Annotated in this window: 33 protein-coding genes; 18 read left to right on the forward strand and 15 right to left on the reverse strand. The window is 73.2% G+C overall.

Annotated features, from left to right (window positions below):
- The first annotated feature begins 6 nt into the window (after positions 1-6).
- The 6 genes from IEY96_RS11645 to IEY96_RS11670 all read left to right on the forward strand — a co-directional run bounded on the left by IEY96_RS11645 (position 7) and on the right by IEY96_RS11670 (position 4,765).
- Positions 7-615, forward strand: coding sequence for a hypothetical protein (locus tag IEY96_RS11645; protein WP_189194842.1), 609 nt, complete (start codon positions 7-9; stop codon positions 613-615).
- 20 nt (positions 616-635) lie between these two features.
- Positions 636-1,223 (forward strand): hypothetical protein, encoded by a 588-nt coding sequence (locus IEY96_RS11650; RefSeq protein ID WP_189194843.1) that lies wholly within the window; start codon positions 636-638, stop codon positions 1,221-1,223.
- A gap of 18 nt (positions 1,224-1,241) precedes the next feature.
- Positions 1,242-1,886 carry a hypothetical protein gene (locus tag IEY96_RS11655; protein ID WP_189194844.1) on the forward strand — a complete coding sequence of 215 codons (645 nt, stop codon included), beginning with the start codon at positions 1,242-1,244 and terminating at the stop codon, positions 1,884-1,886.
- 156 nt (positions 1,887-2,042) lie between these two features.
- Entirely contained in the window at positions 2,043-2,408 is a 366-nt protein-coding gene (locus IEY96_RS11660) for a terminase (protein WP_189194845.1), read from the forward strand.
- A 53-nt stretch (positions 2,409-2,461) separates the two neighbouring features.
- Complete coding sequence (locus tag IEY96_RS11665; RefSeq protein ID WP_189194846.1) at positions 2,462-2,677, forward strand: hypothetical protein; 216 nt, start codon at positions 2,462-2,464, stop codon at positions 2,675-2,677.
- A 3-nt stretch (positions 2,678-2,680) separates the two neighbouring features.
- Positions 2,681-4,765 (forward strand): hypothetical protein, encoded by a 2,085-nt coding sequence (locus IEY96_RS11670; RefSeq protein ID WP_189194847.1) that lies wholly within the window; start codon positions 2,681-2,683, stop codon positions 4,763-4,765.
- 63 nt (positions 4,766-4,828) lie between these two features.
- On the opposite strand, the gene IEY96_RS11675 is transcribed toward IEY96_RS11670, so the two are convergent.
- The 12 genes from IEY96_RS11675 to IEY96_RS11730 form a co-directional block, all read right to left on the reverse strand.
- On the reverse strand, positions 4,829-5,155 hold the full coding sequence (locus IEY96_RS11675) for a hypothetical protein (RefSeq protein WP_189194848.1): 327 nt from the start codon (positions 5,153-5,155) through the stop codon (positions 4,829-4,831).
- A 22-nt stretch (positions 5,156-5,177) separates the two neighbouring features.
- Positions 5,178-5,345, reverse strand: a complete 168-nt coding sequence (locus IEY96_RS11680) for a hypothetical protein (RefSeq protein ID WP_189194849.1) — start codon at positions 5,343-5,345, stop codon at positions 5,178-5,180.
- 9 nt (positions 5,346-5,354) lie between these two features.
- Positions 5,355-5,528, reverse strand: coding sequence for a hypothetical protein (locus IEY96_RS11685; protein ID WP_189194850.1), 174 nt, complete (start codon positions 5,526-5,528; stop codon positions 5,355-5,357).
- Positions 5,525-5,785, reverse strand: a complete 261-nt coding sequence (locus tag IEY96_RS11690; RefSeq protein ID WP_189194851.1) for a hypothetical protein — start codon at positions 5,783-5,785, stop codon at positions 5,525-5,527. Before IEY96_RS11690 ends, IEY96_RS11685 begins: the two co-directional genes overlap by 4 nt.
- Before the next feature lie 143 nt (positions 5,786-5,928).
- Positions 5,929-7,944 (reverse strand): FtsK/SpoIIIE domain-containing protein, encoded by a 2,016-nt coding sequence (locus IEY96_RS11695; RefSeq protein ID WP_189194852.1) that lies wholly within the window; start codon positions 7,942-7,944, stop codon positions 5,929-5,931.
- A 2-nt stretch (positions 7,945-7,946) separates the two neighbouring features.
- Positions 7,947-8,138, reverse strand: a complete 192-nt coding sequence (locus IEY96_RS11700; RefSeq protein ID WP_189194853.1) for a hypothetical protein — start codon at positions 8,136-8,138, stop codon at positions 7,947-7,949.
- Positions 8,138-8,344 (reverse strand): hypothetical protein, encoded by a 207-nt coding sequence (locus IEY96_RS11705; RefSeq protein ID WP_189194854.1) that lies wholly within the window; start codon positions 8,342-8,344, stop codon positions 8,138-8,140. The genes IEY96_RS11700 and IEY96_RS11705 overlap by 1 nt, the downstream gene beginning before the upstream one ends.
- On the reverse strand, positions 8,341-9,036 hold the full coding sequence (locus tag IEY96_RS32585; protein WP_229791544.1) for a hypothetical protein: 696 nt from the start codon (positions 9,034-9,036) through the stop codon (positions 8,341-8,343). The genes IEY96_RS11705 and IEY96_RS32585 overlap by 4 nt, the downstream gene beginning before the upstream one ends.
- Positions 9,033-9,251, reverse strand: a complete 219-nt coding sequence (locus tag IEY96_RS11715) for a hypothetical protein (protein WP_189194855.1) — start codon at positions 9,249-9,251, stop codon at positions 9,033-9,035. The genes IEY96_RS32585 and IEY96_RS11715 overlap by 4 nt, the downstream gene beginning before the upstream one ends.
- Positions 9,248-9,520: a hypothetical protein gene (locus IEY96_RS11720; protein WP_189194856.1), complete on the reverse strand. Its 273-nt coding sequence runs from the start codon at positions 9,518-9,520 to the stop codon at positions 9,248-9,250. The genes IEY96_RS11715 and IEY96_RS11720 overlap by 4 nt, the downstream gene beginning before the upstream one ends.
- Positions 9,517-10,173 carry a hypothetical protein gene (locus IEY96_RS11725; RefSeq protein ID WP_189194857.1) on the reverse strand — a complete coding sequence of 219 codons (657 nt, stop codon included), beginning with the start codon at positions 10,171-10,173 and terminating at the stop codon, positions 9,517-9,519. The genes IEY96_RS11720 and IEY96_RS11725 overlap by 4 nt, the downstream gene beginning before the upstream one ends.
- 331 nt (positions 10,174-10,504) lie before the next feature.
- Positions 10,505-11,554, reverse strand: a complete 1,050-nt coding sequence (locus tag IEY96_RS11730) for an aldo/keto reductase (protein WP_189194858.1) — start codon at positions 11,552-11,554, stop codon at positions 10,505-10,507.
- Between the two features lie 115 nt (positions 11,555-11,669).
- Here IEY96_RS11730 and IEY96_RS11735 point away from each other — a divergent pair, with 115 nt between their 5' ends.
- The 4 genes from IEY96_RS11735 to IEY96_RS11750 all read left to right on the forward strand — a co-directional run bounded on the left by IEY96_RS11735 (position 11,670) and on the right by IEY96_RS11750 (position 16,062).
- Entirely contained in the window at positions 11,670-12,131 is a 462-nt protein-coding gene (locus tag IEY96_RS11735) for a MerR family transcriptional regulator (RefSeq protein ID WP_189194859.1), read from the forward strand.
- A gap of 260 nt (positions 12,132-12,391) precedes the next feature.
- Positions 12,392-13,687, forward strand: coding sequence for a hypothetical protein (locus IEY96_RS11740; RefSeq protein ID WP_189194860.1), 1,296 nt, complete (start codon positions 12,392-12,394; stop codon positions 13,685-13,687).
- Complete coding sequence (locus tag IEY96_RS11745) at positions 13,684-14,997, forward strand: O-antigen ligase family protein (RefSeq protein ID WP_189194861.1); 1,314 nt, start codon at positions 13,684-13,686, stop codon at positions 14,995-14,997. Before IEY96_RS11740 ends, IEY96_RS11745 begins: the two co-directional genes overlap by 4 nt.
- Positions 14,998-15,120: 123 nt before the next feature.
- Positions 15,121-16,062 (forward strand): inositol-3-phosphate synthase, encoded by a 942-nt coding sequence (locus IEY96_RS11750; protein ID WP_189194862.1) that lies wholly within the window; start codon positions 15,121-15,123, stop codon positions 16,060-16,062.
- A gap of 30 nt (positions 16,063-16,092) precedes the next feature.
- Here IEY96_RS11750 and IEY96_RS11755 read toward each other — a convergent pair whose 3' ends face one another.
- On the reverse strand, positions 16,093-16,503 hold the full coding sequence (locus IEY96_RS11755; protein ID WP_229791545.1) for a TIGR03618 family F420-dependent PPOX class oxidoreductase: 411 nt from the start codon (positions 16,501-16,503) through the stop codon (positions 16,093-16,095).
- Between the two features lie 83 nt (positions 16,504-16,586).
- On the opposite strand from IEY96_RS11755, the gene IEY96_RS11760 reads away from it, so the two are divergent.
- The 5 genes from IEY96_RS11760 to IEY96_RS11780 all read left to right on the forward strand — a co-directional run bounded on the left by IEY96_RS11760 (position 16,587) and on the right by IEY96_RS11780 (position 19,942).
- Positions 16,587-17,030 (forward strand): DUF5990 family protein, encoded by a 444-nt coding sequence (locus IEY96_RS11760; protein ID WP_189194864.1) that lies wholly within the window; start codon positions 16,587-16,589, stop codon positions 17,028-17,030.
- Positions 17,031-17,124: 94 nt separating this feature from the next.
- On the forward strand, positions 17,125-17,724 hold the full coding sequence (locus IEY96_RS11765) for a nucleotidyltransferase family protein (protein ID WP_189194865.1): 600 nt from the start codon (positions 17,125-17,127) through the stop codon (positions 17,722-17,724).
- A 93-nt stretch (positions 17,725-17,817) separates the two neighbouring features.
- Positions 17,818-18,216, forward strand: coding sequence for a hypothetical protein (locus IEY96_RS11770; RefSeq protein WP_189194866.1), 399 nt, complete (start codon positions 17,818-17,820; stop codon positions 18,214-18,216).
- A gap of 32 nt (positions 18,217-18,248) precedes the next feature.
- Positions 18,249-18,986: a biliverdin-producing heme oxygenase gene (locus tag IEY96_RS11775; protein ID WP_189194867.1), complete on the forward strand. Its 738-nt coding sequence runs from the start codon at positions 18,249-18,251 to the stop codon at positions 18,984-18,986.
- Positions 18,983-19,942, forward strand: a complete 960-nt coding sequence (locus IEY96_RS11780; protein ID WP_229791546.1) for a TIGR03560 family F420-dependent LLM class oxidoreductase — start codon at positions 18,983-18,985, stop codon at positions 19,940-19,942. Before IEY96_RS11775 ends, IEY96_RS11780 begins: the two co-directional genes overlap by 4 nt.
- A 104-nt stretch (positions 19,943-20,046) precedes the next feature.
- On the opposite strand, the gene IEY96_RS11785 is transcribed toward IEY96_RS11780, so the two are convergent.
- Positions 20,047-21,204 (reverse strand): acyl-CoA dehydrogenase family protein, encoded by a 1,158-nt coding sequence (locus IEY96_RS11785; protein ID WP_189194868.1) that lies wholly within the window; start codon positions 21,202-21,204, stop codon positions 20,047-20,049.
- Positions 21,205-21,429: 225 nt separating this feature from the next.
- Here IEY96_RS11785 and IEY96_RS11790 point away from each other — a divergent pair, with 225 nt between their 5' ends.
- From IEY96_RS11790 to IEY96_RS11800, 3 genes are read left to right on the forward strand one after another with little or no spacing between them, the layout of a single operon-like run.
- Positions 21,430-22,116, forward strand: a complete 687-nt coding sequence (locus IEY96_RS11790) for a hypothetical protein (protein ID WP_189194869.1) — start codon at positions 21,430-21,432, stop codon at positions 22,114-22,116.
- Positions 22,117-22,141: 25 nt separating this feature from the next.
- Complete coding sequence (locus IEY96_RS11795) at positions 22,142-24,229, forward strand: sensor histidine kinase (protein WP_189194870.1); 2,088 nt, start codon at positions 22,142-22,144, stop codon at positions 24,227-24,229.
- Positions 24,226-24,879 (forward strand): response regulator, encoded by a 654-nt coding sequence (locus IEY96_RS11800; RefSeq protein WP_229791547.1) that lies wholly within the window; start codon positions 24,226-24,228, stop codon positions 24,877-24,879. Before IEY96_RS11795 ends, IEY96_RS11800 begins: the two co-directional genes overlap by 4 nt.
- Here IEY96_RS11800 and IEY96_RS11805 read toward each other — a convergent pair.
- Positions 24,870-25,451: a TetR/AcrR family transcriptional regulator gene (locus IEY96_RS11805; RefSeq protein ID WP_189194871.1), complete on the reverse strand. Its 582-nt coding sequence runs from the start codon at positions 25,449-25,451 to the stop codon at positions 24,870-24,872. The two genes, IEY96_RS11800 and IEY96_RS11805, sit on opposite strands and share 10 nt — an antisense overlap.
- Positions 25,452-25,453 lie beyond the last annotated feature (2 nt).

Genomic DNA, 25,453 nt, shown 5'->3' on the forward strand with positions numbered 1-25,453 from the left:
ACCCGCATGGCCACCGCGCAGGAGCAGGCACAGAAGCTGTTCACCGAGTACACCGAGACGGTCGAGCGGATCCGCGGCAACAAGGCCGCCAGCCGCGAGGGCAAGCGCGCCGACCTCGCCCGCACCTACCTCACCGCCCGCGAGCGCATGGATGGTGTCTTCGCCACCGCGGACGCCCAGCGTGCCGCCCGCCGCCGTGAGCTGGAGCGCCGCCTGTTCGGTGCCCCGACGCTCGGCGACCAGGCCAGCACGATGCTGGCCCGCCGCGACGCCATGGACCGGGCCGCCCGGCTCACCAGCAGCGACGACGCCCAGGCCCTGCTGCGTAGCGCTCTCACCTCCGGTGACGAGACGTTGGCCCGCGCGGTCGTCCAGTGGGGTTACGAGCGGCGAGACGCCGCCGTGGTCGACGCCTACAGCGACGCCCGCCCCCACCTCGACCCCGACCTGGCCGAGCTGTGGCAGATGCCCGACAAGAACCCCACGCAGGCCGGCGTCGAGCGGATGCGCCGCGAGATGAACTACCCCATCACCCGGCCCGCCGAGCTCCACGACGTCCCCGACATGCACCTGCAAGCCGTCGCCGACGGCCGCGAACTCGCCCAGACCGCCTGACCAGGAACGGAGACACAGCCATGGGCGCCAGAGACGAACTCATCCGCACCGCCGACCGCTACCGCACGCAGGTAGCCGCCATCCGCAACGACGACACCCTCTCCCCGAAGGGCAAGCGGCAGCAGCTGGAGCAGCTCTACAACGACACCGCCCCGCGTGCCGCCGAGCTGCGCCGGCAGATGGACCGCGGCCAGTACCAGAGCCGTACCGCGCTGGAGCGCCAACTCTTCGGCCTGCCCGCTGGCGCCAGCTCGTCCGACGCCATCAGCTACCGCGACGCCCTCGACCGGGTGGCCGCCATCAAGGACCCCCACCAGCTCGGCGAACTGATGGAACGCGCCCACACCAGCGGCGACGACATGCTGCTGCGGGCCGGGTTCGCCCACGCCTACCAGCAGACCCGCAACCCGCTGGCCTCCGACCTGTGGGGCGGCCTGGTCGCCGAGTACGTCGAGAACAACCCCGCAGCCGGGCAGGCCCTCGCCGAGCTGGACGGCCACTCCGTCAGCCGGGCCCAGGCCCTCACCGACGCCGTGAACATGTCCATCAGCAAGCCGCCGGAACTCAACGACGCCAACCTCGGCGACGTCGTGCCCGACGCCGCCTGACCAGTAGGGAGCCAACCCATGACCGCCAGCCTCTTCTACCGCGCCGCCATCCGCGGCATCGACGACATCACCGAGGCGACCACCGCTCACCAGCAGCAGGTCGAGCAGATCAACGCGTCGACCATCCACACCGCCGAGGCCAAGCGGGACCGCGTCCGCGCCGCCGCCGACCAGTTCCACGCCCAGCTGCGCGACCTGTCCGCCACCGTGACGGACAAGCTCGACCAGGCCGACAAGCGGGCCGCCGCCATCCTCGCCGGCGACCGCAGCAACACCGAGCAGGAGAACCGCAAGCACCGCGCCGCCGGCCGCGTCACCCGCCTGCTCGACGCCGGGAAGAACCCCGCCGAGGCCGCCGAGGTGTTCGCCGCCAGCGGGGACGTAGACGCCTACCAGGCACTGCGCGACGAGGTGCCCGCGTGGGTCGCCGCCACCCTGCCGGCCGGAGAGCTGAACACCGCAGCCGAGCACACCCGCCGGATGCTCCTGCTCGTCGACACCACCATGGCGCCCGCCCTCGACGGGGAGATGGGGAACGCCGCACGGATCCGCGGGGACATCGACACCCAGCGGGCCAGGCTCACCGCCGCCAAGGAGTACGCCGTGCACCCGAGCCCGAGCGCACGGCTGACGCTCGCCTTCGCCAACGAACCAGCCGCGTGAGTCACGCAGAGTCACCCCCGGTGAAGGTGACTGCGGGTGAGGGGGTGGGGGATGACCCCCCGGTGTGCTCCGACCAGGACCGCCGGGGAGGTCGCTCGGGGGCCGGCCGCCCTGGAACAAGTCGACCTATCGACCGTCCGTAACGGAGAGTGAACCATGTCGGAGAGTGTGAGTCCGCCGACGGACCTGCGCGGGCCGGGCCGCCGGCTGTGGAAGGCGATCACCGGTGACTACGACCTCGACGAGCACGAGCTGGCGCTGCTGGTCGAGGCGACCCGCACCGTCGACCTGCTCGACGAGCTGGAGCGGCGCGTACGGGCCGACGGCGCGGTCATCCAGTCACCGCAGGGACTGAAGGCGCACCCGGCCGCGGTGGAGGCGAGGCAGCAGCGGATCGCTCTGGCGCGGATCCTGGCCGCTCTGCGGATGCCCTCGGGCGACGAGGGCGACCAGGTGCAGGGCCGCCGGCCGCAGCGACGTACGGGCGTGCGCGGGACGTACGGGATCCGGGGCGTGGCGTGAGGCGCCGGGAGCCGGCCCGGCCAACTCGGCGGGCCGGCGAGACGCCGTCGTGGGTGCAGAACCTGAGCGCCGGCCTGCGGCATGCCGCCGAGATGACCGGGAAGCGGGAGCTGGGCGACCTGATGCCCTACCTGCGGCGGGAACGGGCCCGCTGGTGCGCCGAGCACGGCTGCCACCGGCCAGGGACGAAGACGTGCCGGGAGGCGTTCGGCACGGTGCCGGAGGCCTGCCAGAAGGCGGGCGGCCCGGCGGAACAGGGAGAGGGGTAGGGGATGGCACGAACAGTCAAGGTCGATCTGCTGCTGGAGGCGTCCCGGTATATCCGGGACGCCAAGAATGCGGAGAAGGCCACCGGCGACCTAGCGGGCGGCCTGGACGACGCCGCCCGGGCTGGCGAGAAGGCGTCGAGGGCCACGGACAACCTAGGCGGCGGACTGTCTGACCTGGCGGGGGACGCCCGCCGGCTGGACTCGCAGATCGGGAAGACGAAGGACGGCATCCGGGACCTGGCCCGGCAGATCGCCGCCACCTCCGACGAGGCCAAGCGCGCCGAGCTGACCAAGAAGCTCAACATCGAGCAGGGGAAGCACCGAGACCACGTCAACCTGCGGAAGCTGATCGACTTCGACTCGGCCGGCGACATGGGCGCTGAGCTGGCGGGCAAGGCGTCGCTGACGTTCGCGCAGCGTTTCGGTCCGCTGCTGGCGCGTGCCCCGATGGCTGGCATGAACCCGGCCGCCCTGGCGATCGGCGCGCCCATCGTCGCCGGCGTGGCCACGCTGGTCGGGACCGCGGTGGGCGGGGCGATCATCGGAGGCGTCGGTATCGGTGGGGTGCTCGGTGGGCTGAAGCTGGCGGCGAAGGACCCGATGGTGCAGGCCGCCGGGGCGCAGCTGGGCGAGGACCTGTCGGGGATGCTGGGGCGGGCGTCGTCGGCGTTCGTGCCGGAGACGTTGGGCGCTATCGACACCATCCGCCGCCGTATGGACGGCATGGAGGGTGACTTCACCCGGGTGTTCTCCGCAGCCTCGCGGTACGTGGACCCGCTCGTCGACGGGCTGCTCGACGCGGCCGAGAACGCCATGCCGGGGATCATCGACGCGATGGAGCACGCGGGGCCGGTCATCGAGGTTGTCGCGGACGGGATCCGGGACCTGGGCCAGGTGGTGGGCGATGGCCTGTCGGAGCTGGCGCCGTACGCCGATGAGGGCGCCCGAGCTCTCCAGAACCTGTTCTACGTCATGGAGGCCGGCGTCGGCGTCGCGTTCGACACGCTGGAGAACATGGCCCGGCTGTACAAGGTGTCCGAGCTGGTCGGCGCCGCCTTGACTGGTGACATTCCGAGGTTCATGGCGTTGGCGTCGGCGCAGGATAGCGCCGGCGGGGCGTCGGAGCAGCTGACGACCGGCCTTGGTGCTGTGGGCCGCGCTGCGGGGATCGGCGCCCGTGAGGCCGGCAGGCTGGTCGACGCGCTGCAGATCCTGAACGGGATGCAGCTGAACGCGAACGAGGCGGAGCGGGCGTTTCAGGCGGCGGTCGACGAGGCGCGGGACACGTTCGACAAGAAGGTCAAGTCGATCGACCTGGGTACGCAGCGGGGCCGGGACTACAGCAAGGCGCTCGACGGGATCGCCACCACGGCGAAGACTTCCGCGCAGGCGATCTACGACCAGACGGGATCGGTCGCCAAGGCCAACGCGAAGATTGACGAGGGTCGGACCGCCCTGTACAAGCAGGCCCGGCAGTATGGCCTGTCGGAGGGTGCGGCGTGGGCGTACGTCAACAGCGTGCTGTCGATTCCGAAGAAGTGGAACACGGACGTCAAGGCCACGGACAAGGCCACCCCGACCATCAACGCCATCAAGTCCCGTATCGCCAGCATCAACGGCCGGACTGTGGTGGTGGCCGTCAAGTACGAGACGCACGGCAGCATCAAGGGTGAGCACATCATCGGGCAGGGCACGAAGACCTTCCGGTGGGGTGGCATCACGGAGCACGCCCGCGACGGCCTGCTGCGCGACGCGGCGGTCTACAGCCCGGCCGGCCCGGCTCGGTACGCGTTCGCTGAGCCCGCCACCGGCGGTGAGGCGTTCGTCCCGCGGCTGGGCGATCCTCGCCGGTCAATGGCGATCCTCGACAAGGCCGCCGGCTGGTACGGCGCCACCGTCCAGCCCCGCCACCTGTCGTCCCTCACCGCCAGCGCCGGCGGTGGTACGACGGTCGTCAACCACCACCACAGCTGGCAGGTGAACGTCCCGCCGACGGTCAACAAGGCCGAGGTTGGCCGGGAGATCGCCGCCGCGCTCGACGACTGGGCGCGGGGCAACGGGCAATCGTGGCGGTCCTCGAAGAAATAGGCGGGCCATGCGGTACGGCCCGCCAGGAGGCACCTGGCGGGCCGTTTCCGCGTTCCGCGGCTGTCAGGTCTGCGCTGCGTTGTAGAAGGCCGGCCCGCAGCACGCCACCACGACCAGGATCACCGCGGCGACCAGGGTGAGGACGGACCACGTCGACCACGCGCGTTTGACGGCCACGCCGCGCCCGGGCACCACCCAGGCGGTGGCCGCCTGCCAACGCCGCTCGATCGTCGCCGACGTGCCCGGCGTGACCTGCACCGAGAAGCCCGCTGCCTGCGCCTGGGCGACGAACTGGTCGAGCGTGATCGGCAGGAGCGTCGGTTGGCTGCCCTTGCCGATCGGGGCGGAGACCATGAACGGGCCGACCCTGGCGCCGATGCGGAAGTCCATGCCGGCACCGTACCGCCGCCGGTCAATGCGTCGGCTCGTCACGCGCCTGCCTGGCCGCCGCCTTGCGGGCGTCGCGGGCGGCCAGCTGGTCGGCGAACTGGGCGAGGCTGGCGCCGCTGCGTACGGCGGAGCCCACCCAACGCGCTGAGGGCGTGACCACGACGGTCACGCCCTCTGTCAGCGGGTGCATGGGTGGAGGCTACCGCCGGTTGCTGCACAGCGACCCGATGAGGCAGAAGAGCAGGAGCCAGAACACGATCCGACCCGGAGTGAAGGGCCCGCGAACCTTGCGGCGGTAGAGCGGGGGGTGCGGGGTGCGGGGTGCGGGCCGGTTCTTGTACTCGGGTTTGTTCATCCAGTCAGGTGCCGTCACCGGGCGATCCTCGCACCAGCGGCGGCGTCACGGTGCACTCGGCGGACCCGATTCCACAGTCGCCGGCCGAACCGGAGACGCTTGCCGGATGCCTTGCACCAACGGCACGGGCGGGACAGCTTGCTCTTGCGCTTGCTGCGGTGGTGGCCGCGCCCGTCGCACAGCCAGCAGTCGCGGAACGGCCGGATGATGCACGAGCCGGCGTAGGCCAGCAGGACGACCAGCAGGATGCCGGTCGCGGTGATGGTGCCTCTCACGATCCCTCCCAGGGGTGGTTTCCGGGGCCGCAGCGGGGGGTGCCGCGACCGTGCGACCAACAGGGGTTTGCGCTGGTGGGGGCTGGTCGCACCCCTGGTCGCACTTCCGCGACCAGGGGCACACCCGCGACCAGCCGTGCGACCTACTCGGCTTCGATCTCGCGACGCTGCTGCGCGGCCTCCAGCGACGTGCGCCGGGCGCCCTTCAGGTTCTTTCGGCCGACCTTGACGTCCATCGAGTCGACGCCGTACCGGGCGAGGGACTCGCGCACCATGTCGGCGGTGATCCCGGTGTACATATCCGGCGCCAGCTCGGCGAGCCGCTCGGCGAGGACCGCCCACGGCACGCCGGCCTCACCGGGCCGGAGCACCGCGCGGGCGTCGGCGAGCATGTCCCGGGCCTCGACCCGCTCGACGTCCTCGCCGATGACCTGACCGCGCAGCTGGGCGGCGCGGGCGACGATCGCGGCGGCCGTCTTCGGGTCGGGGAAGAACGACCGCACCGAGCCGGCCTTGCCGTTGCCGGTGATGACGCCCCACCCGGCGTCAACGCCCGGCTGGTAAACGGTGGCGGTCAGCCCTCGCTTGTACGCCCCGGTGCCAAGGATCATGTCGTTCTCCACCTGGCCGCCCACCGACAGGCACCAGCGGGTGACCACGCAGCGGGTGATGTTCGGCGGCACGCTGTCCCGGTCGGCGATCTGCGTCGCCAGCACGAGGATGATGCCCAGCGCCCGGCCGCGCTTGGCGACCCGCTCGGCCATGTCCGCAGCGTCCGGGTAGGCCAGGAACAGCTCGTGCACCTCGTCGAGCAGGATGAACACCGGGTGCAGCCCGCTGCCGCGCTTGGCGGCCAGCTCCGGCGTCACCTTCCCGAGCGGAGCCTCACCGCGCTCCCGAGCCCGCTTGATGCGCTCGCCGCGGCGCTCGCACTCGGCCAGCGCCCACGCGATGACGTCCCGCCCGGTCGACAGCGCCTCATCGTCAACACCGCAGGCGTACGTGCTGCACAGCGGCGCCATGTCGAGGAAGTCACCGGTGCCCTTGAACTCGGCGATCTTCAGCTCGCACGTCGGGTCGAGCGCGGCAATCGTGGCCAGCGTGCGGGCGGCGTACGACTTGCCGGAGCCCGGCTGCCCACCGATGAGGACGTTCCGCTCGAACAGCACCGTGGACACGGGCCGCTGCCGGGCGTCGGTGCCGAACGGCTGCGGCTCGAAGATGCTGGTGCGCGCCGTGTCGCCGGCGAGCGCCCACCGCGGCTGCCCCATCTTGCTCGACGGCTGATAGCCGACCCACAGGTCGACCTGCCCCGGGTGGTCCGGGCCGACCTCCGGCCACACCTGGTCGACGGGCAGCCGCAGCGCCGCCGCGAGGCCGTCGCGGCTCTCGAGAACCTTGGTGGCGACGATGGCGCCGGGCAGGTTGAACCGGGCCAGCCAGCCCGGCCCGTCCTTGTGGATGCCGGGCGGCGGGAACGTGATCTGCCCGGGTTCCTTGACCCCGATGCCGAGCGCGACGACGGCGGCGCGGACCATCTCGCCGGTGAGCTTGGTGAACGCCGCCTTGGTGGTCACCCGGTCGACGATCGGCCGGTCAGCGGGCCGCCCGTAGTGCGCGGCGAGCAGCACCAGGCCGACGACGGCGGCGTACCAGCCGACCGGCGGCATCCCGGCCAGCCCGGCACCGACGACGACGGCCAGGAGCAGCACCAGACCAGCGCCGACCACCCACCAGCGGGCGGCGGATGCCTTCTCCCGCCGGCGGTCGAGCTGCTGCCAGGTGTGCGGGTCGTTCTTGCTGGCCGCTTCCTGCCGCAGCTGGAAGTTCTCCCGGCCACCGACCGCCCACCAGATGACGCTGGCCGACACCCGCCACGCCCCGCGCGGGGCGTAGACGGCGACCTTGGCGGCGTACTTCGGGGAGCGGGTCAGGTGGTACAGGGCGGTGTGGCCGCCGTAGCCGGCGGACCAGCGGACCAGCGCCCGGCGGGCGTCCGGGTTGCGGAGCGCAGCCGGCACGATCGGCCGGCGGGCGTCGGTGCGCGTCACCACGTCGGCGAACGTGGTCCGCCGGTCGGCCGGGTCGACAGCACCGCCCACCTTGTCGGCCTCGATGACGTGCCGCTCGTCGTCGTACTCGATGGGGAGCGTGGTCATGGTCAGTAACCCCCTTGCGCCTGGTCGGCGAGGTTGGACACCCGCACGGCGGCCACGTCGAGCAGCTCGCGGCGGGACATGGTGGTTTCCTCGGTCAGCTCGCGCTCGATGAGGGCGGCGAGGGCGCGCAGCCCGCCGGCAACACCGGCGAGCCGCGCCTCCAACGTCGGGCAGTACGTGCAGTCGCTAGACATCAGGCGGTCATCTCGATGTCGAAGCGCTGCCACCACGGCAGGCGCCGCTCGGCGCGGATGACGCGGCCGTTGGCCTTGAGGTAGTCGTCGGTCTCCTCGGTGCTCTGCGCGCTGACCTCGGCCAGGTTGCGCAGTGCCTCTCGCAGCTCCACGCGGGCGGCGTGGGTCTCTTCGCTCAGGCGGAACAGGCGGAACAGGCGGATCATGCTGACACCTCCACGGGCGTGCCGTTGATGCGGGTTTCCGCAGCTACCGCCTCGGTTGCTGACGGCAGATGGCGGCGGGCGGTGGACTCGCTCACCCCGGCCTTGGCGGCGATCTGCGCGAGCGTCCCGGCGGGCAGCTTGGCGGCAGCCTTGGCGACTTTCTGCGCGCTGGTGAGCGACCGGGGACGGGGCCGGCTGGTGCGCGGCTTGGCGGCAGCCTCGGCGGGCGGCGGCGTCACCGGGGCCGGGTCGGCCGGGGCCGGGGCCGGCGTCACCTCGACCAGCTCGGCGACCGGCTCGACGCGGCGGCCGGTGGCGATCAGAGCGCCGGTGGCCATCAGCATCAGACCGTCTACGGCCAGCGGACCCAGGGCCACCGTGACGGGATCCTCGCCGTAGTGGGCGAGCAGCCCGGACAGGTGCCGGTACGACACCAGCGCGGCGACGAACGCGACCGGCAGTAGACCGCCGAACCGCAGCGCCGCCCACCGGCCGCCGGCGGGCCACTGGACGCGGGCGAGGATCTCGACGGCGACGAACAGGGCCACCGGCCAGAACACCGACATGGCGACGGCCAGCGGCGCCGGGTCGCCAGCGGCGACGTAGGAATGCGCGACGTTCGCGGCGATCGACACCGCGCCGCCGAGGATCGCGCCGAAGTAGGCCCAACCGCGGCCAGGTGCACGGGTCATCGGGTCAGCTCCTTCGGGCGGTTGGCGGCGCGGCCGGCTCGGATCTCGGCGAGGATCTCGGCGGTCGGCCGGGCGTACAGCTCGGCGTCGGTGTAGTCGGCCAGCTCCGGGTACCGGGTCGCCAGCGTCGGGCCGAACTCGGCCACGACGCTGCGGGTCGTCGTGTAGGGCGTGCCGGTGACGAGCTCGTACGCCCGAGCGATCAGTCGGTTCATTCGGTGCCTCCAGCGAGGTCAGCGAGGCGGGGCAGGACGTCGGCGACGCGGGCCGCGTCGACCAGGTCCAGCAGGATCAGTTCGGCCGGCTCGGCGGCCTCCGGGTCGTCCCAGTGCTCCAGCGCGATCCGCGGCGGCTGGCCGGGACGCTGCCGCAGCACCGCGAACAGGTTGTCGCGGATGTCCACCGGCTCGGCCTGGTGCTGGCCGCCGGGCCGGGTGGCCGTGCACATGTTCGGCACGCACCACCCGGGGTGTCCGGCGGTCATCGGGCGGTGCGGGTGATGCTGACGGCGGCGAGCAGGGCCTGGGCGAGCTGCTCGGCCTGCTCGACGGTGCCGGTCCACGCCTGCGTGTCCTGGCCGTCGTAGGCACCCTCGTCGCCGTCCGACACGGACAGCACGATGCGGGTCGGGGTGGTGACCTCGCTGCCCTCGGTGGTCGACTCGATCCGCACCACGGCGGTGGCCGGGTGGTCCCGGTGCCAGCCGGGGTCCTGCCCGGTCAGCTCGGCCAGGATCCGCTCGTGCACCAGCCCGATGGTGAACCCGTCGACCTCGGTGACCTCGCCGCGGTGGTCCTCCGAGCAGTACGGCGGGCAGCCGGCCGGGCGGAAGGCCTGGCGGTAGTTGTCGAACGCCTCGTAGGCGTCGAACGCCTCGTCGGCCGTCACGCCAAGCCGGGCGGCCACCTCGTCGTCGGTGAGGTTGGTGCCGACGACCAGCCGGTCGACCTTGCGGGCCAGCTCCATCACCGCGGCCGGCGGCTCGACCGGCACGGCGGCGCGGCCGGTGTACGGCTGGTTGGTCGGGAACCGGCCCTGGTTGGTGTCCGGACGGCGGATCGCGGTCAGGTTGGGGGCGGTGTCGGCGTCGATGAGGCGGTTGGCCGCCGGGACGGACGCGGATGCGATGATGCTCATGGGTCGGGGTCCTCTCCCGATCTAGGGCCCGGAGCACAGGAGCGCCAACTCCTGCCGGGCCCGCCTACGTTTGGTAGCCGTTTCGGGCCGGTTGCAGATCCTGTTGCAGTACGCCTCGGTCCGTGATCGTTTACGGCGGTCCGCGTATGCCCTCTGACCTGCAGTTCTGTACGTAGGTGAACGGCGATGGACTTGACCTAGGGAAACTCATAATCCCTCGGTCGCGGGTTCGAGTCCCGCCCGCCCCACCACGCGAAACGCCCTGCCCAGTCACGCTGCCGACGACCCGGGCGAACAACCGCCCGACGAGGAGATCTACCTACCACCCGGATCAGTTGGCGGCGCGTTCGGCGAGGGGGCGGCGACGCAGGGCCGGGTCGGTCAGTGTGCGCGGGGGCGAGGCGGCGTGGGGGTTGAACAGGTTGGCGCCGGGCGGCACGATCTCGTCGATCCGGTCGAGTGTCGCATCGTCCAGGGTGAGCGCGGCCCCCTTGAGGAGGTCCTCCAGCTGTTGCATGGTTCGCGGTCCGATGATCGCCGAGGTGACGGCGGGGTGGGCCACGGTGAACGCTACGGCGAGCTGGGGAAGGGTGCAGCCGATGCTTTCCGCGAGTTCAACGAGTTGTTCGACGGCGTCGAGCTTGGCAGCGTTTTCCGCGTTCGTGGGATCGAACAGCTCCGGCCGGATTGTGGGACGGCCGGTTGCCAGGTCGATGGGCTGGTTCTTGCGGTATTTGCCGGTGAGGAAGCCGAAGGCCAGTGGGCTCCAGACCAGTACGCCCATTCCGTAGCGCTGGCAGACGGGCAGGAGTGAGGCCTCGATTCCGCGGGCCAGGATCGAATAGGGCGGCTGCTCGGTGCGGAAGCGTCCGAGGCTACGCCGCTCGGAGACGTGCTGCGCCTCGACGATCTCCTCGGCCGGGAACGTCGAGCATCCGAAGGCGCGGATCTTCCCTTGGTGCACGAGGTCGCTGAGAACCGAGAGCGTCTCCTCGATGTCGGTCGAGGGGTCGGGGCGGTGGACCTGGTAGAGGTCGATCCAGTCGGTGTTCAGGCGCCTGAGGCTGTCGTCGACCGCCTTGAGGATCCAGCGCCGTGAGTTGCCACTGCGGTTGCGACCCTCGCCCATCTTGAAATGCACCTTGGTGGCGAGTACGACGTCGTCGCGACGCCCTTGCAGCGCCTTTCCCACGATTTCCTCGGACTCACCCTGTCCGTACATGTCAGCCGTGTCGACGAAGTTGATGCCCTGGTCGAGGGCCGTGTGGATGATACGGACGCAATCGTCGTGGTCAGGGTTGCCGACAGCCTGGAACATCATGGTCCCGAGGCAGTAGACACTGACTTCCATCCCGGTTCCGCCGAGGGGGCGATAGCGCATGGTGATGCTTCCTCACTGGTTCAGCCGTGATTACACAGAGCGACCGAAGCGTCGATCACGCGGGGGAGCCTAGGATCTAGAGTCGGCTGTAGGTCAACCCGTTACCCTGACCGGCATGGCTGAGGTCACAACGGGTCTGAGCATCGGACAGGTCGCCGAACGTACCGGCTTGAGCGTTCACGCGCTGCGCTTCTATGAGCACGAGGGCCTCTTCGTCAACCCCGTGCGACGCGGACCTGGCGGGCGTCGCGTCTACAGCCAGGACGACGTGGAGTGGCTCACCGTCTGCATCATTCTCCGCGCCTCCGGCATGCCCCTACACGCGCTCCGGCGATACGCCGACCTCGTCAGAGAAGGAGCCGGTAACGCGGAAGAACGACTCATGCTCCTGCGCGAGCACCAGGCGCACGTCACCGCCCAGATCGGCAGGCTCACCGAGTGCCTGGACCTGATCAGGTTCAAGGTCGGAGTGTATGAGGACCTCCTCGACCCGGGGAGCCCCACCGCCCGCCAATGCCATGCCCCATCCCCTTCGGCAGACAAAGAACAGGCGCCAACCAAGTCGATAAGCTCCTAGACCCCATGTGCCCTGGTTTCTTGTTGGGCTGGCCATACGAATCGCAATGCACAGGTCGCGCCGTGCCATCCGCGTGCCAGAGGTGTTTCCGCTGCTGGGATCGGCATGTGACCAGCTTGGCCGGATGGGCAGTTTGATCTCGTAATCCCTCGGTCGCGGGTTCGAGTCCCGCCCACTCCACCGCTCCTCGTCACCGTGACCCCCGCCGGGTCGTTCCCCCAGGTAGGGCCTGGGGTGGCCGGTGGGAGGGCGGGGCGAGGATGACGACCACTGGGCGGCTGGCGGCCGCGGTGAGGAGCCGCCGGGCCGCGAACATCGCGGTCCTCGTCGGCGCGCAGACCGTCAACCTCGGCGGGGTCCTCGTCGTCACGGCGCTGTTCGCCCCCGCCGACTTCGGTCGGTTCGCGACGTTGTTCGCGGTCGCCGCGATGGTCGGGGGAGCCAGCCCGCTACGGCTCGAGGTGGCCGCCACCACCGCCTCCGAGGCGGACGCGTCGCAGCTCATCCGAGCGGCGATGCGCTCCAACCTCATCGCCGCCGCCGCGACCGGGATCATCGCGCTGACCTGCCACGCCGTGTGGGGGCAGGTCGACGGCCGTGCGCTCGCCGAGTCGGCGGCGCTGGCGGCCGTCACCTACGCCATCGCCGCCGCCGGCACCTACACCTATGCGCGGGTACGGGAACGCCGCTACATGCGGGTGTCCGGTAGCAAGCTCCTCACCGCCGGCGTGCAGGTCGCCGGGCAGGTGGCGGCCAGCGTGGTGATGCCGACCCCGGCGGGCCTCCTCGCCGCCGCGGCCGTGGGCTACGGCGCGGGCACCCTGCTCCTGCTCACCGCCACCCCCACCACCGGGATCACCGTCCCGCCGATGCGGGACGTCCTCTACCGGCACCGCGCGTTCATGCTCGCCGGGGCGCCGGCCGGCATCGTGTCCGCCGTGGCCGTCAACCTGCCCGTCGCGGCGTCCGGCGTCGCGCTCGGTGACGTCGCCGCCGCCGATGTGGCGTTGGCCCTGCGGATCGGGGCGCTCCCGTCGGCGCTGCTCGGGCAGGCGCTGATGCCGCTGCTGCTCGGGGAGATCACCCACCGGGTACGCACCGACGCGGCGATGGCGTTGCCCACCTTCATGCGGGCCCTTCGCGGCCTGACCGTCGCGGGCTGCGTGTCCGTCGCCGCGGTGGTCGCCGCCGGGTGGTGGCTGATACCCGTCGTCCTCGGTGAGCAGTGGCACGGGGTGGGACTGGCGTTGTTGCTCCTCTCGCCGTTCCTCCTCGGCCAGTTCGCCGTGGCCCCGGTCAGTCAGAGCCTCAACGCCGCCGGACGGAACGGGACGCAGCTCGCGTGGGATCTGGCCCGGTTGACGGCGACCGCGGGGGTGTTCGCGGCTGCCGCGGCAGGCGTGATCGGCTACCGGGCCTGCCTGCTGTGGTTCTCGGCGGTGATGGCCGTCGCGTACGCCGCGCATGTCGCGCTGACCCGGGCCGCGCTGGCCGGGCTACCCGACGTGTCGCCTACGGAACCGGTGGTGGCGACACCGACGGCGGCGTACCGGTGAACGCCACACCAGTGCCCGCCACGACGGTCACCGCACGGGACGTGGCCGCGGTCGCGCCGATCGTCGCGCTGCCGGCGGCGGTCCTCCTCGACGGTTCCCGGCTCGTCGCCGACGCGCTCGCGCCGGTGGCCGGCACGGCGGCCACCCACCCGCACCTGCTGCTGTACGCGACGCTCGCCGCTGCGGCTGTCGTCACCCTGGCGGGGTGGTCGGCGCGAGGGTTCCGGTCTCTCGCCGGATCGGGGCCGTTCGTGGTGCTGCTGCTGTCGTTCACACCCGCACTGCTGCTCAGCTCCTTCGACGCCTACTCGACGGCGAAGGTCACGACCATGCTCACCGTCACGCCGCTGCTGGTCGTCGGCGCGCTGACGGTGGTCGACCGGCCCGCCCGCAGGGCTGCCGCACTGTGGGTGCTGGCATTCCTCGGCGTCCTGGTTGCCGTGCTCGCGGTGGCCGTGCCCGAGCCCGCCTACGAGATCCAGCAGGCGGTGGTGCTACGCGGCAACGTCACGATCTCCACCGCTCGCGTCATCGGCTTCGGGGCCGTGGCCCTGCTCTGCCTGGCCGTGGCGCAACGGCGGCTACGACTTCGGGTGGCCGCCGCCGCCGGCGCGGTCGCCCTGGTGGTGCCCCTGACGTTGACCGGTTCGCGAGGCCCGGTCGTCTCCGCCGCTGCCGCCGCCGCGGTGCTGGTCGTGCTGCGCAGCCGAGGGGGCCGGTGGGTGACCATCGTGCCCGGGGTCGCGGCGGTCGCCGCCGCCGCTGTCGCTGTCGCGTCGTCGCTGGTGCCCCAGCAGTCCGCAGCCCGGTTCGAGGTGCTGTCCGGTGGCCCCCTCGATCCGTCGTCGGAGGCCCGGGTGGCGTTGTCGAACCTGGCTCTCGACACGTTCGCGGCGCACCCGATCGGGCTGGGCTGGGGTGATTTCGGGTCGGTGGTGCCGGGCTACCTGCTGGCGTACGCGCCAGGTCGGGAGGACATCGTCTACCCGCACAACCTGCCGCTCGAGGTGGCGGTGGAAGGCGGGTTGGTGGCGCTGGCGGGACTGCTGCTGCTGGCCGTCGCGGTGGCCCGGGCAGTGTGGGTGCGGCGCGGCGACCCCACGGCGGCCGGCATGGGCGCCCTCGTGGTGTACGCGACGGTGAACGCGCTGTCGAGCGCGGACATCAACGGCAACGTCATGGTGTGGGTGTTCAGCGCCGTGGCGCTTGCCGCCGGGTCGCAGCGGGCGGCGGCGCACCGCCAGGCAGACAATGCGGCGCCGACCTTCCGAGCCGACCCGACGCCGGTCGGCACGGCCGGCCCTCGCTGATCTCCCACCACGGGCCGGGCTGCCCGTCGGCCTCGCGGCGCTCGTAGCGCGCGACAGTTCTTCGTGCAGGTGGGTCGGAATTCGAACCCCGGGCCTCCGGCGTGCACGGGTACCCTTCGTGCCGTGATCAACAGCGTGAGGGTCGCGGTCGTCGGGGTCGGCAACAACACCTCGGCGCTGGTGCAGGGGATCGCCTTCTACCGCAGCACCGGCAGCCTGGTGGGCATCCACCAGCCGGAGATAGCGGGGCTGGGGGTCGGCGACATCGACGTCGTCGCGGCCTTCGCCCTCTCCGGCGGCAAGGTGGGCAAGGACCTGCACGAGGCGATCTTCGTCCCGCCCAACAACTTCCCCCGGCTCGACGTGGAGTTGCCGCCCGCGGGCGTGACGGTGCAGCCCGGTCTCGTGGACTCGACGGAAATCGACCGGGTGGCACACGCGCTGGAGGGCGCCGAAGTGCTGCTCTATTCCGCGCCGAGCGGCAGGCTGGAAACCGCTCACGCGTACGCCGAGGCGGCCCTGCGGGCGGGGGTGGCGTTCGTCAACACCACGTCGGACGCGGTCGCCAGGGAACCGTTGTGGCTCAAGCGGTTCGAGGCCGCCGGCGTGCCGCTGCTCGGCGACGACCTGGCCAGCCAGTTCGGCACCTCCGTGGTGCACCACGCACTGCTGCGGTTGATCGAGGAGCGCGGGCTCACCCTGGTCAGTTCCTACCAGGTGAATCTCGGGGGTACGGAGGACTTCCGCAACCTGGTCGAGAACGCCAACACCAAGGCACAGTCCAAATTGAACGCCGTCGGATCCGACAAGGTGCAGATGGCGCCCCTCGGCTACCTACCCCATCTGCAGTCCCAGAAGATCGCCCACCTCAACATCGAGGCGCAGGGTTGGGGTGAAACGGCGGTGAGCCTGGACGTACGGCTGAAGGTGCACGACCCGAGTGGCGCGGCCGGCGTCAACATCGACCTGATCCGGATGGCCGCCACCGCGCTGCGGTCGGGGCGCGGCGGCTACCTCGCCGAGGCGGCGTCGTTCCTGAAGTCCCCACCCGGGACGGCGATCTGACAAACCGATGAGTCCCCGCGGGGGGACGGATCACTGAGCCGTGCCCGCGAGCAGCCACCGTCGGACGGGAACCTCCAGCAACACCCGGTCACCCTCCTGAGCGACCGGCTTCGTGACGTCCCATCCTTCGTACTTGTTCGCGAACGCCTCGACGACCGCGGTGGGGAAGTTGCCGCGGTGCAGGTGGGCGACGCCCTCGGCCACCACGGGGGCGGCCCCGTCCTCCAGGGCCAGGGACACCCGCGGGTCGGCCGCCAGATTTCGAACCTTCACGCTGCGGCCGTCGCAGCCGATCCACCAGATGCCGTCGGCGTAGACGAACCAGACCGGCGTCACGTGGGGGGATCCGTCGCGGCGCACGGTGCACAGCCACACGTTCCGCTCGTCGGCCAGCCGGGTCTCGACGTCGGGCGGAAGAGGCGTCGACAGGTGCGGAGTCACCCGGGAAGTGGACCACATCCGGGATGGCCGCAGATGCCGCCGTGCGGGCCGCTGTCGCTGACCGGGAGGCCTAGAGTCGGGGAATGCTGATCCGGATCGAGGGCAGCGACCTGCCGGGGCGGCGTACCGGTGCCGAGGCGGACCTGCTGCGGCTCCGTAACGTGCACGTGGGAATGCAGCGCAAGGCCGAGGTGGTCGACCGGGTGCCAGCCGACGCGCGCGAAGCTGCCTGGCAGTTCGAGGTCACCAGCCGCGAGGTGGACGGGCTGCTCGACGTCGGTGGTCCGTGGGTGCACGGGCGCCTGGGGGCGCGGTTCCTCTATCTCAGCTGGGGTTCCCTGACGGACGACCGTTTCGAGATGTTCCGTCGGGCGAAGCTCCTGTTCGGCGACATCCCGGGGAAGCTGCTGCGCGCCAGCCACGAGGGGGCCGGTGTGCTGGTCGGCCGGCTCCGGTTGACGGACGCCCAGGGTGGGCCGGTCTGTGCCCGGGTCCGGCCACCCGACATCGGCTGGACCCTGGAGTGAGCGGGCTCGGCGGGTAGCGGAACGCCGCCTCCACCCACCCTGCTGCGGCGGGCCGTACCGTATCCATGATCTGTGCGGCCATGGCGGGAAGACCATGTCACTGACCACTGAGCCACGCGGTTCCCGGACAGCCGAGCTGGCCGCGGTGATCGCGACCTGTCCGTGGCTTCTCGACGTGCTGGTGGTGGTGCGGGAGGCAGGTCTGCCGGGCGCATGGGTGGGGGCGGGCGTCCTTCGGGATCTGGTCTGGGGCCGGCGGTACGGCAGCGGCTTCGACCCACGGGACGTGCGGGACGTCGACGTCGCGTTCTTCGACCCCGACGATCTCACCCCGAGCGCTGACGTCGCGGCGACCGAACTGCTGCGGCGCCACGATCCGGCGATCCCGTGGGAGGCGACCAACCAGGCCGCCGTGCACACCTGGTACGAGAACGTGTTCGGCACCGGTCCGGTCGAAGCGCTGCGCTCGGTGGCCGAGGCGGTGGCCACCTGGCCCGAGACCGCCACCTGTGCGGCGGTACGTCTCGACTCTGCCGGAATGCTGCATGTCTGTGCCCCGCTCGGGCTGGACGACCTGCTCGACGGGGTATGGCGGCGCAACCCTCGCCGAGTGACTGTCGAGCTGTCCCGCGCCCGCCTCGCCCGCCACGATCCGGGCAGACGCTGGCCCGAGGTGCGGATCCTGCCGCCGTAGCGACCGGCAACGCGGCCCAACCGCGCGGGTGGGTCTCCCGACCCGAGTACGGATGCTCATCCGCGTGGCGTCGTGAGCCGGCAGGATCGGGCCGTGACGACGACGACGCGTACCGCGCTCGGCGGCCTGCTTCTGGCGGCGGCGACGGTCGGTGCCTGGTGGGCCTGGCTGGGCTGGGAGTCGGGCTACACGGTCGACCCGGAGACCGGCGCGACCAGCGGCCCGTACGCGGTCTGGCAGGTGGCCGCCGCCGTGCTCACCCTGATCGTGATCGCGGCCGTGGGGGGCTGGTTCTGGAGCCCGTGGCTGGTGGCACCGGTGATGACCGTGACCTTCACCGCGGTCTGGGCGGCGCGGGCCGCGTCGACCGACGACAGCGGGCTCTGGGCGGTGGGGGCGGCGATGGTCGCCATCGGCACCGCCATCGGCGCGACGGTGGTCAGCGGCGGCGCCGCCTGGCTGCGTCACCGCGAGGGCGCCCCGGCCCGGTGAGGGGCAGGATGTCCGGCGGGCATACTTGCCGGATGCCCGAGCAGGCCCGCCGCACACGACCGGAGGCCGTGTCGCCGCTGCTGGCCGCGTTGCGGACCGGCACCCGCGACCACCATCTGGCGCTGGAACGCGACCTCGAACTGCCCGGCCGGATCCGGACCCGGGCCGACCTGGCGGCCGTGCTCGCCGCGCTGCTCGCCGCGTGGGCCCCGCTGGAACGCGACCTCGCCGCCGCGGACTGGTCCGGGCTGCGGCTCGACCCCCGGCTCGGCGCGGCGACCGAGCTGCTCCGCGCCGACCTGGCCGCCCTCGACACGGCGCCGCCGGCGGGCACCGGTCGGCCGGACGCCGGTGTGCGGTTCGACACCCCGGCCCGGGCGGTCGGCGGCCGGTACGTGCTGCTCGGCAGCGCGCTGGGCGGCAGTGTCATCGCCCCGGTGGTGGAACGGCGGCTCGGCCTCGCCGAGGGCGAGGCGACCGGGTTCTTCCGGCGCACCGGCCGCGCGCCGGGGCGCGACTGGCGGGACTTCCGCGTGGCACTGACCGCCCGCGACTGGTCCCCGGCGGAGCTGGCCGACGCGGCCGAGGCCGCCCGGGAGACGTTCACCTTCGTCGGCCGGACGGCCGCGCCGCTCCTCGGCGCCGGTCGCGGCCGCGGCCTGACCGCCCGCCCGACCGCGTCCGCGGCTCCGGGCGGCGCACTCCGGCGCGAGGCCACGCCGGTGGCGAAGCCGCGCAGGTCCGCGACGACGACGGGGGGAACGGGATGAGTGGGATCCGGTGGGGCGTGGTGCTGCCCCAGGGCTGGCGGTCGGACCTGACCCACCTGGCCGACCCGGTGGAGCAGTTCGAGGCCATGGTCGCGGTGGCCCGGGAGGCCGACGAGCTGGGCAGTGACTCCGTGTGGCTGTACGACCACGTGCAGGCCGTCTCGGGCGTGCCGGAGACCACCTTCGAGTGCTGGACCAGCCTGGCCGCGATCGCCCGGGAGACCCGGCGGGTCCGGCTCGGCCAGATCGTCACCTGCAACAGCTTCCGCAACCCGGCTCTGCTGGCGAAGATGGCGGCCACCCTCGACGTGGCCAGCGCCGGCCGGGCCTTCCTCGGCCTGGGCGCCGGCTGGGACCAGCGCGAGTACGACGCGTACGGCTTTCCGCAGCCGTACCCGTCGACCGGGGAGCGGCTGACCCGGCTGGACGAGGCGGCGGCGGTGGTCACCGCGATGCTGCGCGAGCCGGTCGCCACGGTCGAGGGCCGGCACCATTCGGTACGCGGGGCGCAGAACGTGCCGACCGGGGCGGGGCGGTCGCCCGTACCCCTGATGATCGGCGGCAGCGGCGAGAAGCGCACGTTGCGGACGGTGGCCCGGTACGCGGACGCCTGCAACCTGACCGACCACACCGACCCGGCGTTCTACCGGCACAAGCTGGACGTGCTGGCCGGGCACTGCGCCGACCTCGGCCGCGACTACGACGCGATCCTCCGGACCGCCTCGTTCTCGGTCGTCACCGGCACCAGCGACGGCGAGGTGACCGCCCGGCTGCGTGGGCGGGACCGGGCGGAGGTGGCGGCGGGCAGCGCGGTCGGCACACCCGCCGAGCTGGTCGAGGTCTTCGGCCGGCTGATCGAGGCCGGCATGGAGTACTTCATCCTCTACTTCCACGAGCCGACCGACCTGGCGCCGATGCGGCTCTTCGCCCGCGAGGTCGTGCCGAAGCTCGGCTGACACGCGGCGGCCGGCCGCCGAACCCCCCTCGACGGCCGGCCCGCCGCGGGCCGGCGCCCCTCGCGCCGGCCGGGGACCGGGCCCCACCGGTCCCCGCGACAAGGTCAGTACGCCAGCGCCACCGGCCGGCCCAGCAGCCGCGCCCCGTTGTTGCCCAGCCAGCCCTCGGCGGCCGCCGCGTGCTGGGCGAACGTGTGGATGTCCCGGAACCGGCGTTGCAGCGGGGAGGAGTCCCGGGCCGCGCCGCCGCCGGCCGCCCGGTAGCAGGTGGCCACCGCGGCGATCGCCTGCTCGGTCACCCAGGGCAGCGCCGCGGAGATGGTCGGTTGCAGCGCGGGGATCCGCTCCGGGTCGTGCGCGCAGGCCGCCCAGAGGTCGTCGGCGAGGTCGGCGAGGAGCGTCCGGGCGGCGCGCACGTTCAGGTCGGCCCGGCCCAGGTGGATCCGGAAGGCGGGGGAGTCGGCGAGCGGCTGCCGGGCGTAGAGCCGCTGCCGGTCGCCGGCGAGCAGCGCGGTCATGTCGTCCAGCGCGCCCTGCGCGATGCCGACCGCCACGGCGCCCAGGTGCAGCACGAACTGCGCCAGCGGCGCCACGAACCCCGGACCGGGAACGCACGGCGTGCCGGTGAACAGGTCGAAGGTCGCCTCCGCCGGGCAGAAGGCCGAGTCGACCACCACGTCGTGGCTGCCGGTGCCGCGCAGGCCCAGCACGTGCCAGGTGTCCAGCACGGTCACCCGGTCGGCCGGGAAGAGCATCGAGCGGGTCTCCGGCGGCGCCCCGTCCGCGCCGGGCAGCGGCTGGCCGTCGGCGGTGACCAGGCAGTTGCCGAAGATCCAGTCGGCGTGCCGGCAGCCGCTGGCGAACGCCCAGCGCCCGCTGACCTGGAAGCCGCCGTCGGCCAACTCGGCCCGGCCCTGCGGGGCGAAGGCGCCGGCCACCACGACGTCCGGCCCGGCGGCGTAGATCTTGTCGAACCGGTCCCGGGACAGCAGGGCCAGCAGGTGCGGGGTCTCCGCGCCGATCATCACGGTCCAGCCGGTCGAGCCGTCGGCCCGGGCCAGGGTCTCCAGCACCGCCATGCCGGTGCGCAGGTCCACCTCGTACCCGCCGTGGTCGCGCGGCACGAACATCCGGAAGCAGCCGGCGGCGCGGAGCCGGTCGAGCAGGTCGGCGGGCAGCTCCCGGGCCTGCTCGATCTCGGCGGCCCGCGCGGTCAGTTCGGGCGTCAGCTCGCGTACGGCGGTCAGCAGGTCGTGCGCCATCGGTGGCCTCCCTCGGCATCGGTGTGGCGGATCCACGGTGGGCGGCCCACCGTCCCGGCCGCCAGGGACACCGGCACCGACCGGTCGGGACACCGGCGCGGCCCGGGTACGCCGCCGGAACCGCCCGGGTGGTCGGGACACCACGCCCCATGCGCCCGGGACGCCGGGACGGTGACGCTGCACCGAGCGGCGCGCCGCCGCGCCCGCGTACCCGAAGGAGGAACCATGACCAGCGCCCTGCTCGACGGCACCGCCGTGCCGGCCGCCACCGACCGCCCCCGCCGCGGCTGGGCGGTCGCCGGAGCCGTCGCCGGCCTCACCGGCATCGCCCTCTTCCAGTTCAGCCCGGCGCTGACCGACGTGGACCGGTCGCTCCTCGCGGACAACGCCCGCTATGTGGCCGCGATGGACGGCCGCGAGGCGTACCTCTGGGTCTTCCAGGTCCTGGCCGTGCTGGCCGCCGGCTGCCTGGCGGTCTTCGCGGCCGGGTTGCGGCGGCGGCTGGCCGCCCGCGAGCCGGCCGGCGGCCTGCTGCCCGACGTGGCCGCGGCCGGTCTGCTGCTCACCGCGGCGCTGCTGCTCGTCGGCGGCGGGGTGTCCACCGAGTTGTACTGGGACCTGCTGCACGTGGCCGAGACCGACGCCGACACCGTCGCGGCGCTCGCCGCCCTCTACAGCACCTTCCCCTGGGTGTGGGCCGGCGCCGGGCTGAGCGCCGGCGCGGTGGCCGTGGCGGGGCTGCGCCGCCGGTCGGTGAGCCGGTGGCTGGCGGTGTTCAGCCTGGTGATGACGCTGCTCGTGGTGGTCACGCAGGCGGTGCCGCTGCAGTACCTGGCGCTGGCCCCGGCCGCGCTCTGGGCCACTGTCGCCGGCCTGACATTCGCGCTGGAGCGGCGGGGTCTCGGCAACTGACCCGGCGACTGCCAGGATCAGGGCCATGTCCGCCGATCCGACGCCCGCGCCGTCCCGCGACCGCCGCCGCCCGGTGGCCGCCCGGCTGGTCGCCGTCGGCTGCGCGGTCCTGCTCGTCGGTACGGCGGCCTGCTGGGTGGCGGCCCGCCGCCCGTGGGGCCTGTCGCAGCTCTACTTCCTGGTCGACTTCACCGACTGCGCGGTCTACGGCACCGTCGCCTGCCTGGTCCTGCTGCGCCGCGGTCACCCGGTCGCCTGGCTGCTCGCCGCGACCGGGCTGGGCGGCGGGCTGTCCGCGCTGAGCGCGCAGTACGTGGACCTGCTGGCGGTCCGGCCCGACCTGCCCGCGCCGGTGCTGCTCACCTCGGCCCGGGACTGGGCCTGGGTGCCCGGGATGCTGTCGCTCATCACGGTGGTGCCCTGGCTGGTCCGGGAGGGGCGGCTGCCCGTGCCGGCCCGGGTCGCCGTGGCGGCCGGCGCGCTGGTCACCGCCGGGATCGCGCTGTTCCACCTGACCTGGCCGGGGCGGCCGGGGCATCCCTCGGGAGCGCCGTTCCCGGTCACCGCGCCGCGCTGGGCGGAGTTCGTGGTCGCCGGGGAGCCGTGGCTGTTCCGGGTGGTGCCGCTGCTCGGGCTGGTGGCCGCCGCCGGGGTGCTGCGGCGGTGGCGTACCGGGCCGCCGGCCGAGCGGGTGGGGCTGGGCTGGCTGGCGGTCGGCACCCTGCTGCTCGCGGTGAGCTTCGCCCCGCTCGGCTTCCCCGCCGGGTGGGCCCGCCAGGTCCCGGACTGGCTGGCGCCGACCGCGATGCTCGCCTCGCAGGCGTTCTTCCCGGCCGCGGTGCTGGCCGTGGTGCTCCGGCAGCGGCTGTGGGGGATCGAGATCGCGGTACGCCGCACCCTGGTCTGGTTCCTGCTCACCTTCCTGCTGGTCGCCGCGTACGTGGTCGGGGTGAGCCTGCTCGACGGGCTGCTCCCGTCGTCGCCGGCCGTGCCGGGGGTGCTGGTCACCGCGCTCGTGGCGGCCGGCACCCAACCGGCCCGGTCCCGGGTGCAGCGCGGCGTGGACCGGCTGATCCACGGCGAGGCGGTGGAGCCGCTCGGCGTGGTCCGCGGCGTCGGCCACCGGATCAGCGCCTCCGCCGACCCGGCGGACGTGCTGGACGGGGTGGCGCGCAGCGTGACGGACCTGCTCCGGCTGGGCGCCTGCGCGATCGAGGTGGACGGTCCCGAGCCGTACGCGGCGCACGGCTCCTCCGCCGGCCCGGTGGGCGCGCCGCTGGTGCTGCCGCTGCTCCGGGGCGGCACCGAGATCGGCCGGCTTGTCGCCTGGGCCCGGGCGGGGGAGCGGCTGGACGGCCGGACCCGCGCGGCGCTGCTCGACCTGGTGCCGTTGGTCGCCTCGGCCGCCAGCCTGGCCGCCACCGGCCGGGCGCTGGCCGCCTCCCGGACCCGGCTGGCCGAGGCGCGCGAGGAGGAGCGGCGCAAGCTGCGCCGGGACCTGCACGACGGGCTCGGCCCGGCGCTGGCCGGGGTGGCGCTGGGCCTGGCGGCGGCCCGTAACCTGCTCACCGTGGACCCCGAGGCGGCCGGCCGGTTGCTGGACCGGTTGCGCGACGAGACCGACCAGCGGGTGGAGCACGTCCGGGACCTGGCCCGGGGGCTGCTGCCGCCGGTGCTGGGCGAGCGCGGCCTCGCCCCGGCGCTGCACGAGCTGGCCCAGCGCTACGCGGGCTCCGGGCTGGCCGTCGAGGTGGCGGCCGAGCCGCTGCCGCTGCCGGAGCCGGTGGCCACCGCGATCTACGGGATCGTCTCCGAGGCGGTCCGCAACGCGCACCGGCACGCGGGCGCGACCGAGTGCCGGGTGACCGTGCGGCGGGACGAGGAGGGGCTCACGCTCCGGGTCGAGGACGGCGGTCGCGGCATCGTGCCGGGCACGCCGGCCGGGATCGGGATGCGCTCGATGCGGGAGCGGGCCGAGGGGATCGGCGGGGTGTGCGTGGTCGCGCCGGGGCCCGACGGCGGCACCACGGTCACCGTCCGGGTGCCGGCCGCCCGGCTGTCCGGCGACGGCGTGGCGGACGAGGCCGGGCAGCCGTACGCGGTGGTCCCGTGACCGGGGAGAGGATCCGGGTGGCGGTGGTCGACGACCACCCGGTGTTCCGGCTCGGCATGAGCGCGCTGCTGGCCTCGACGGCCGGGCTGGAGGTGGTCGGCGAGGCGGCCGACGCGGACGCCGCGTTGCGGGTCGCCGACCAGCACCGGCCCGACGTGATCATCATGGACCTGCACCTGGGCGGCCGCTCCGGCGTGGCGGCGACCCGGGAGATCGTGGCCCGGCACCCGGAGGTCGGTGTGCTGGTGGTGACCATGCTGGACGACGACGACTGGGTCTTCGCGGCGCTGCGCGCCGGGGCCCGGGGCTACCTGCTGAAGGGCGCCGCCCCGGCCGAGGTGGAGCGGGCGGTACGGGCGGTGGCCAACGGCGAGGTGCTGCTCGGCCCCGTCATCGCCAGCCGGGCGGTGAGCTACCTGTCCGGGGCGCGCGGCGCCGGGGCGGCCCCCTTCCCCGAGCTGACCGACCGGGAGCGTGAGGTGCTGGATCTGGTCGCCCAGGGGCTGAGCAACGTGGTCATCGCCCGGCGGCTGACGCTGAGCCCGAAGACCGTCCGCAACCACCTGTCGAACGTGCTGGCCAAGCTCCAGGTGGCCGACCGCGCCCAGGCCATCGTCCGGGCCCGGGAGGCGGGCCTCGGTCAGCCCTGACCGAACTCGGCGCTGAGGACCCGCAGCGCCCGGGTCAGCTCCCGCGCCGAGGGCGCCGCGGCCGGGTCGACCAGCCACTGGGCCGCGACGCCGCCGATCAGGGCCTGGTGGAAGGCGCCGAGGGCGAGCGCGGTCGACTCGTCGAGGGCCGGGTCGAGCCGGTGGAAGACCTGGGCCAGCCCGAGCCGGGCCTGGCGGGTGACCCCGGCGAACGCCTCCCGCAGCTCGGGCGCGCGGTCCAGTTGCGCGATCAGCTCGAACTGGACGGCCCAGAGCGGCCGCAGCCGGGCGAACGACTCGATGATCCGCTCCCACGCCGCCTCGAAGCGCTGCTCGGGCGTGGCCTCCGGCCCGGCGTCCTCGGCGAGGGCGCGTTCCAGCTCCTCGCCCCACTCCGCCATGGCCTCCACGAGCGCCTCGTTGAGCAGCGCTTTCGTGGTGCGGAAGTGGTAGCCGATGGCGGCCAGGCTGGTGCCGGCGGCGCCGGCCACGTCCCGGGCCGTGGTGGCCGTGTAGCCCTTCTCCATCAGGCAGCGCTTGGCCCCGGCGAGCAGGTCCTCCCGATTTCCCATGC

It is taken from the genome of Micromonospora fulviviridis, from assembly GCF_014648395.1.
Classification (GTDB): domain Bacteria; phylum Actinomycetota; class Actinomycetes; order Mycobacteriales; family Micromonosporaceae; genus Micromonospora; species Micromonospora fulviviridis.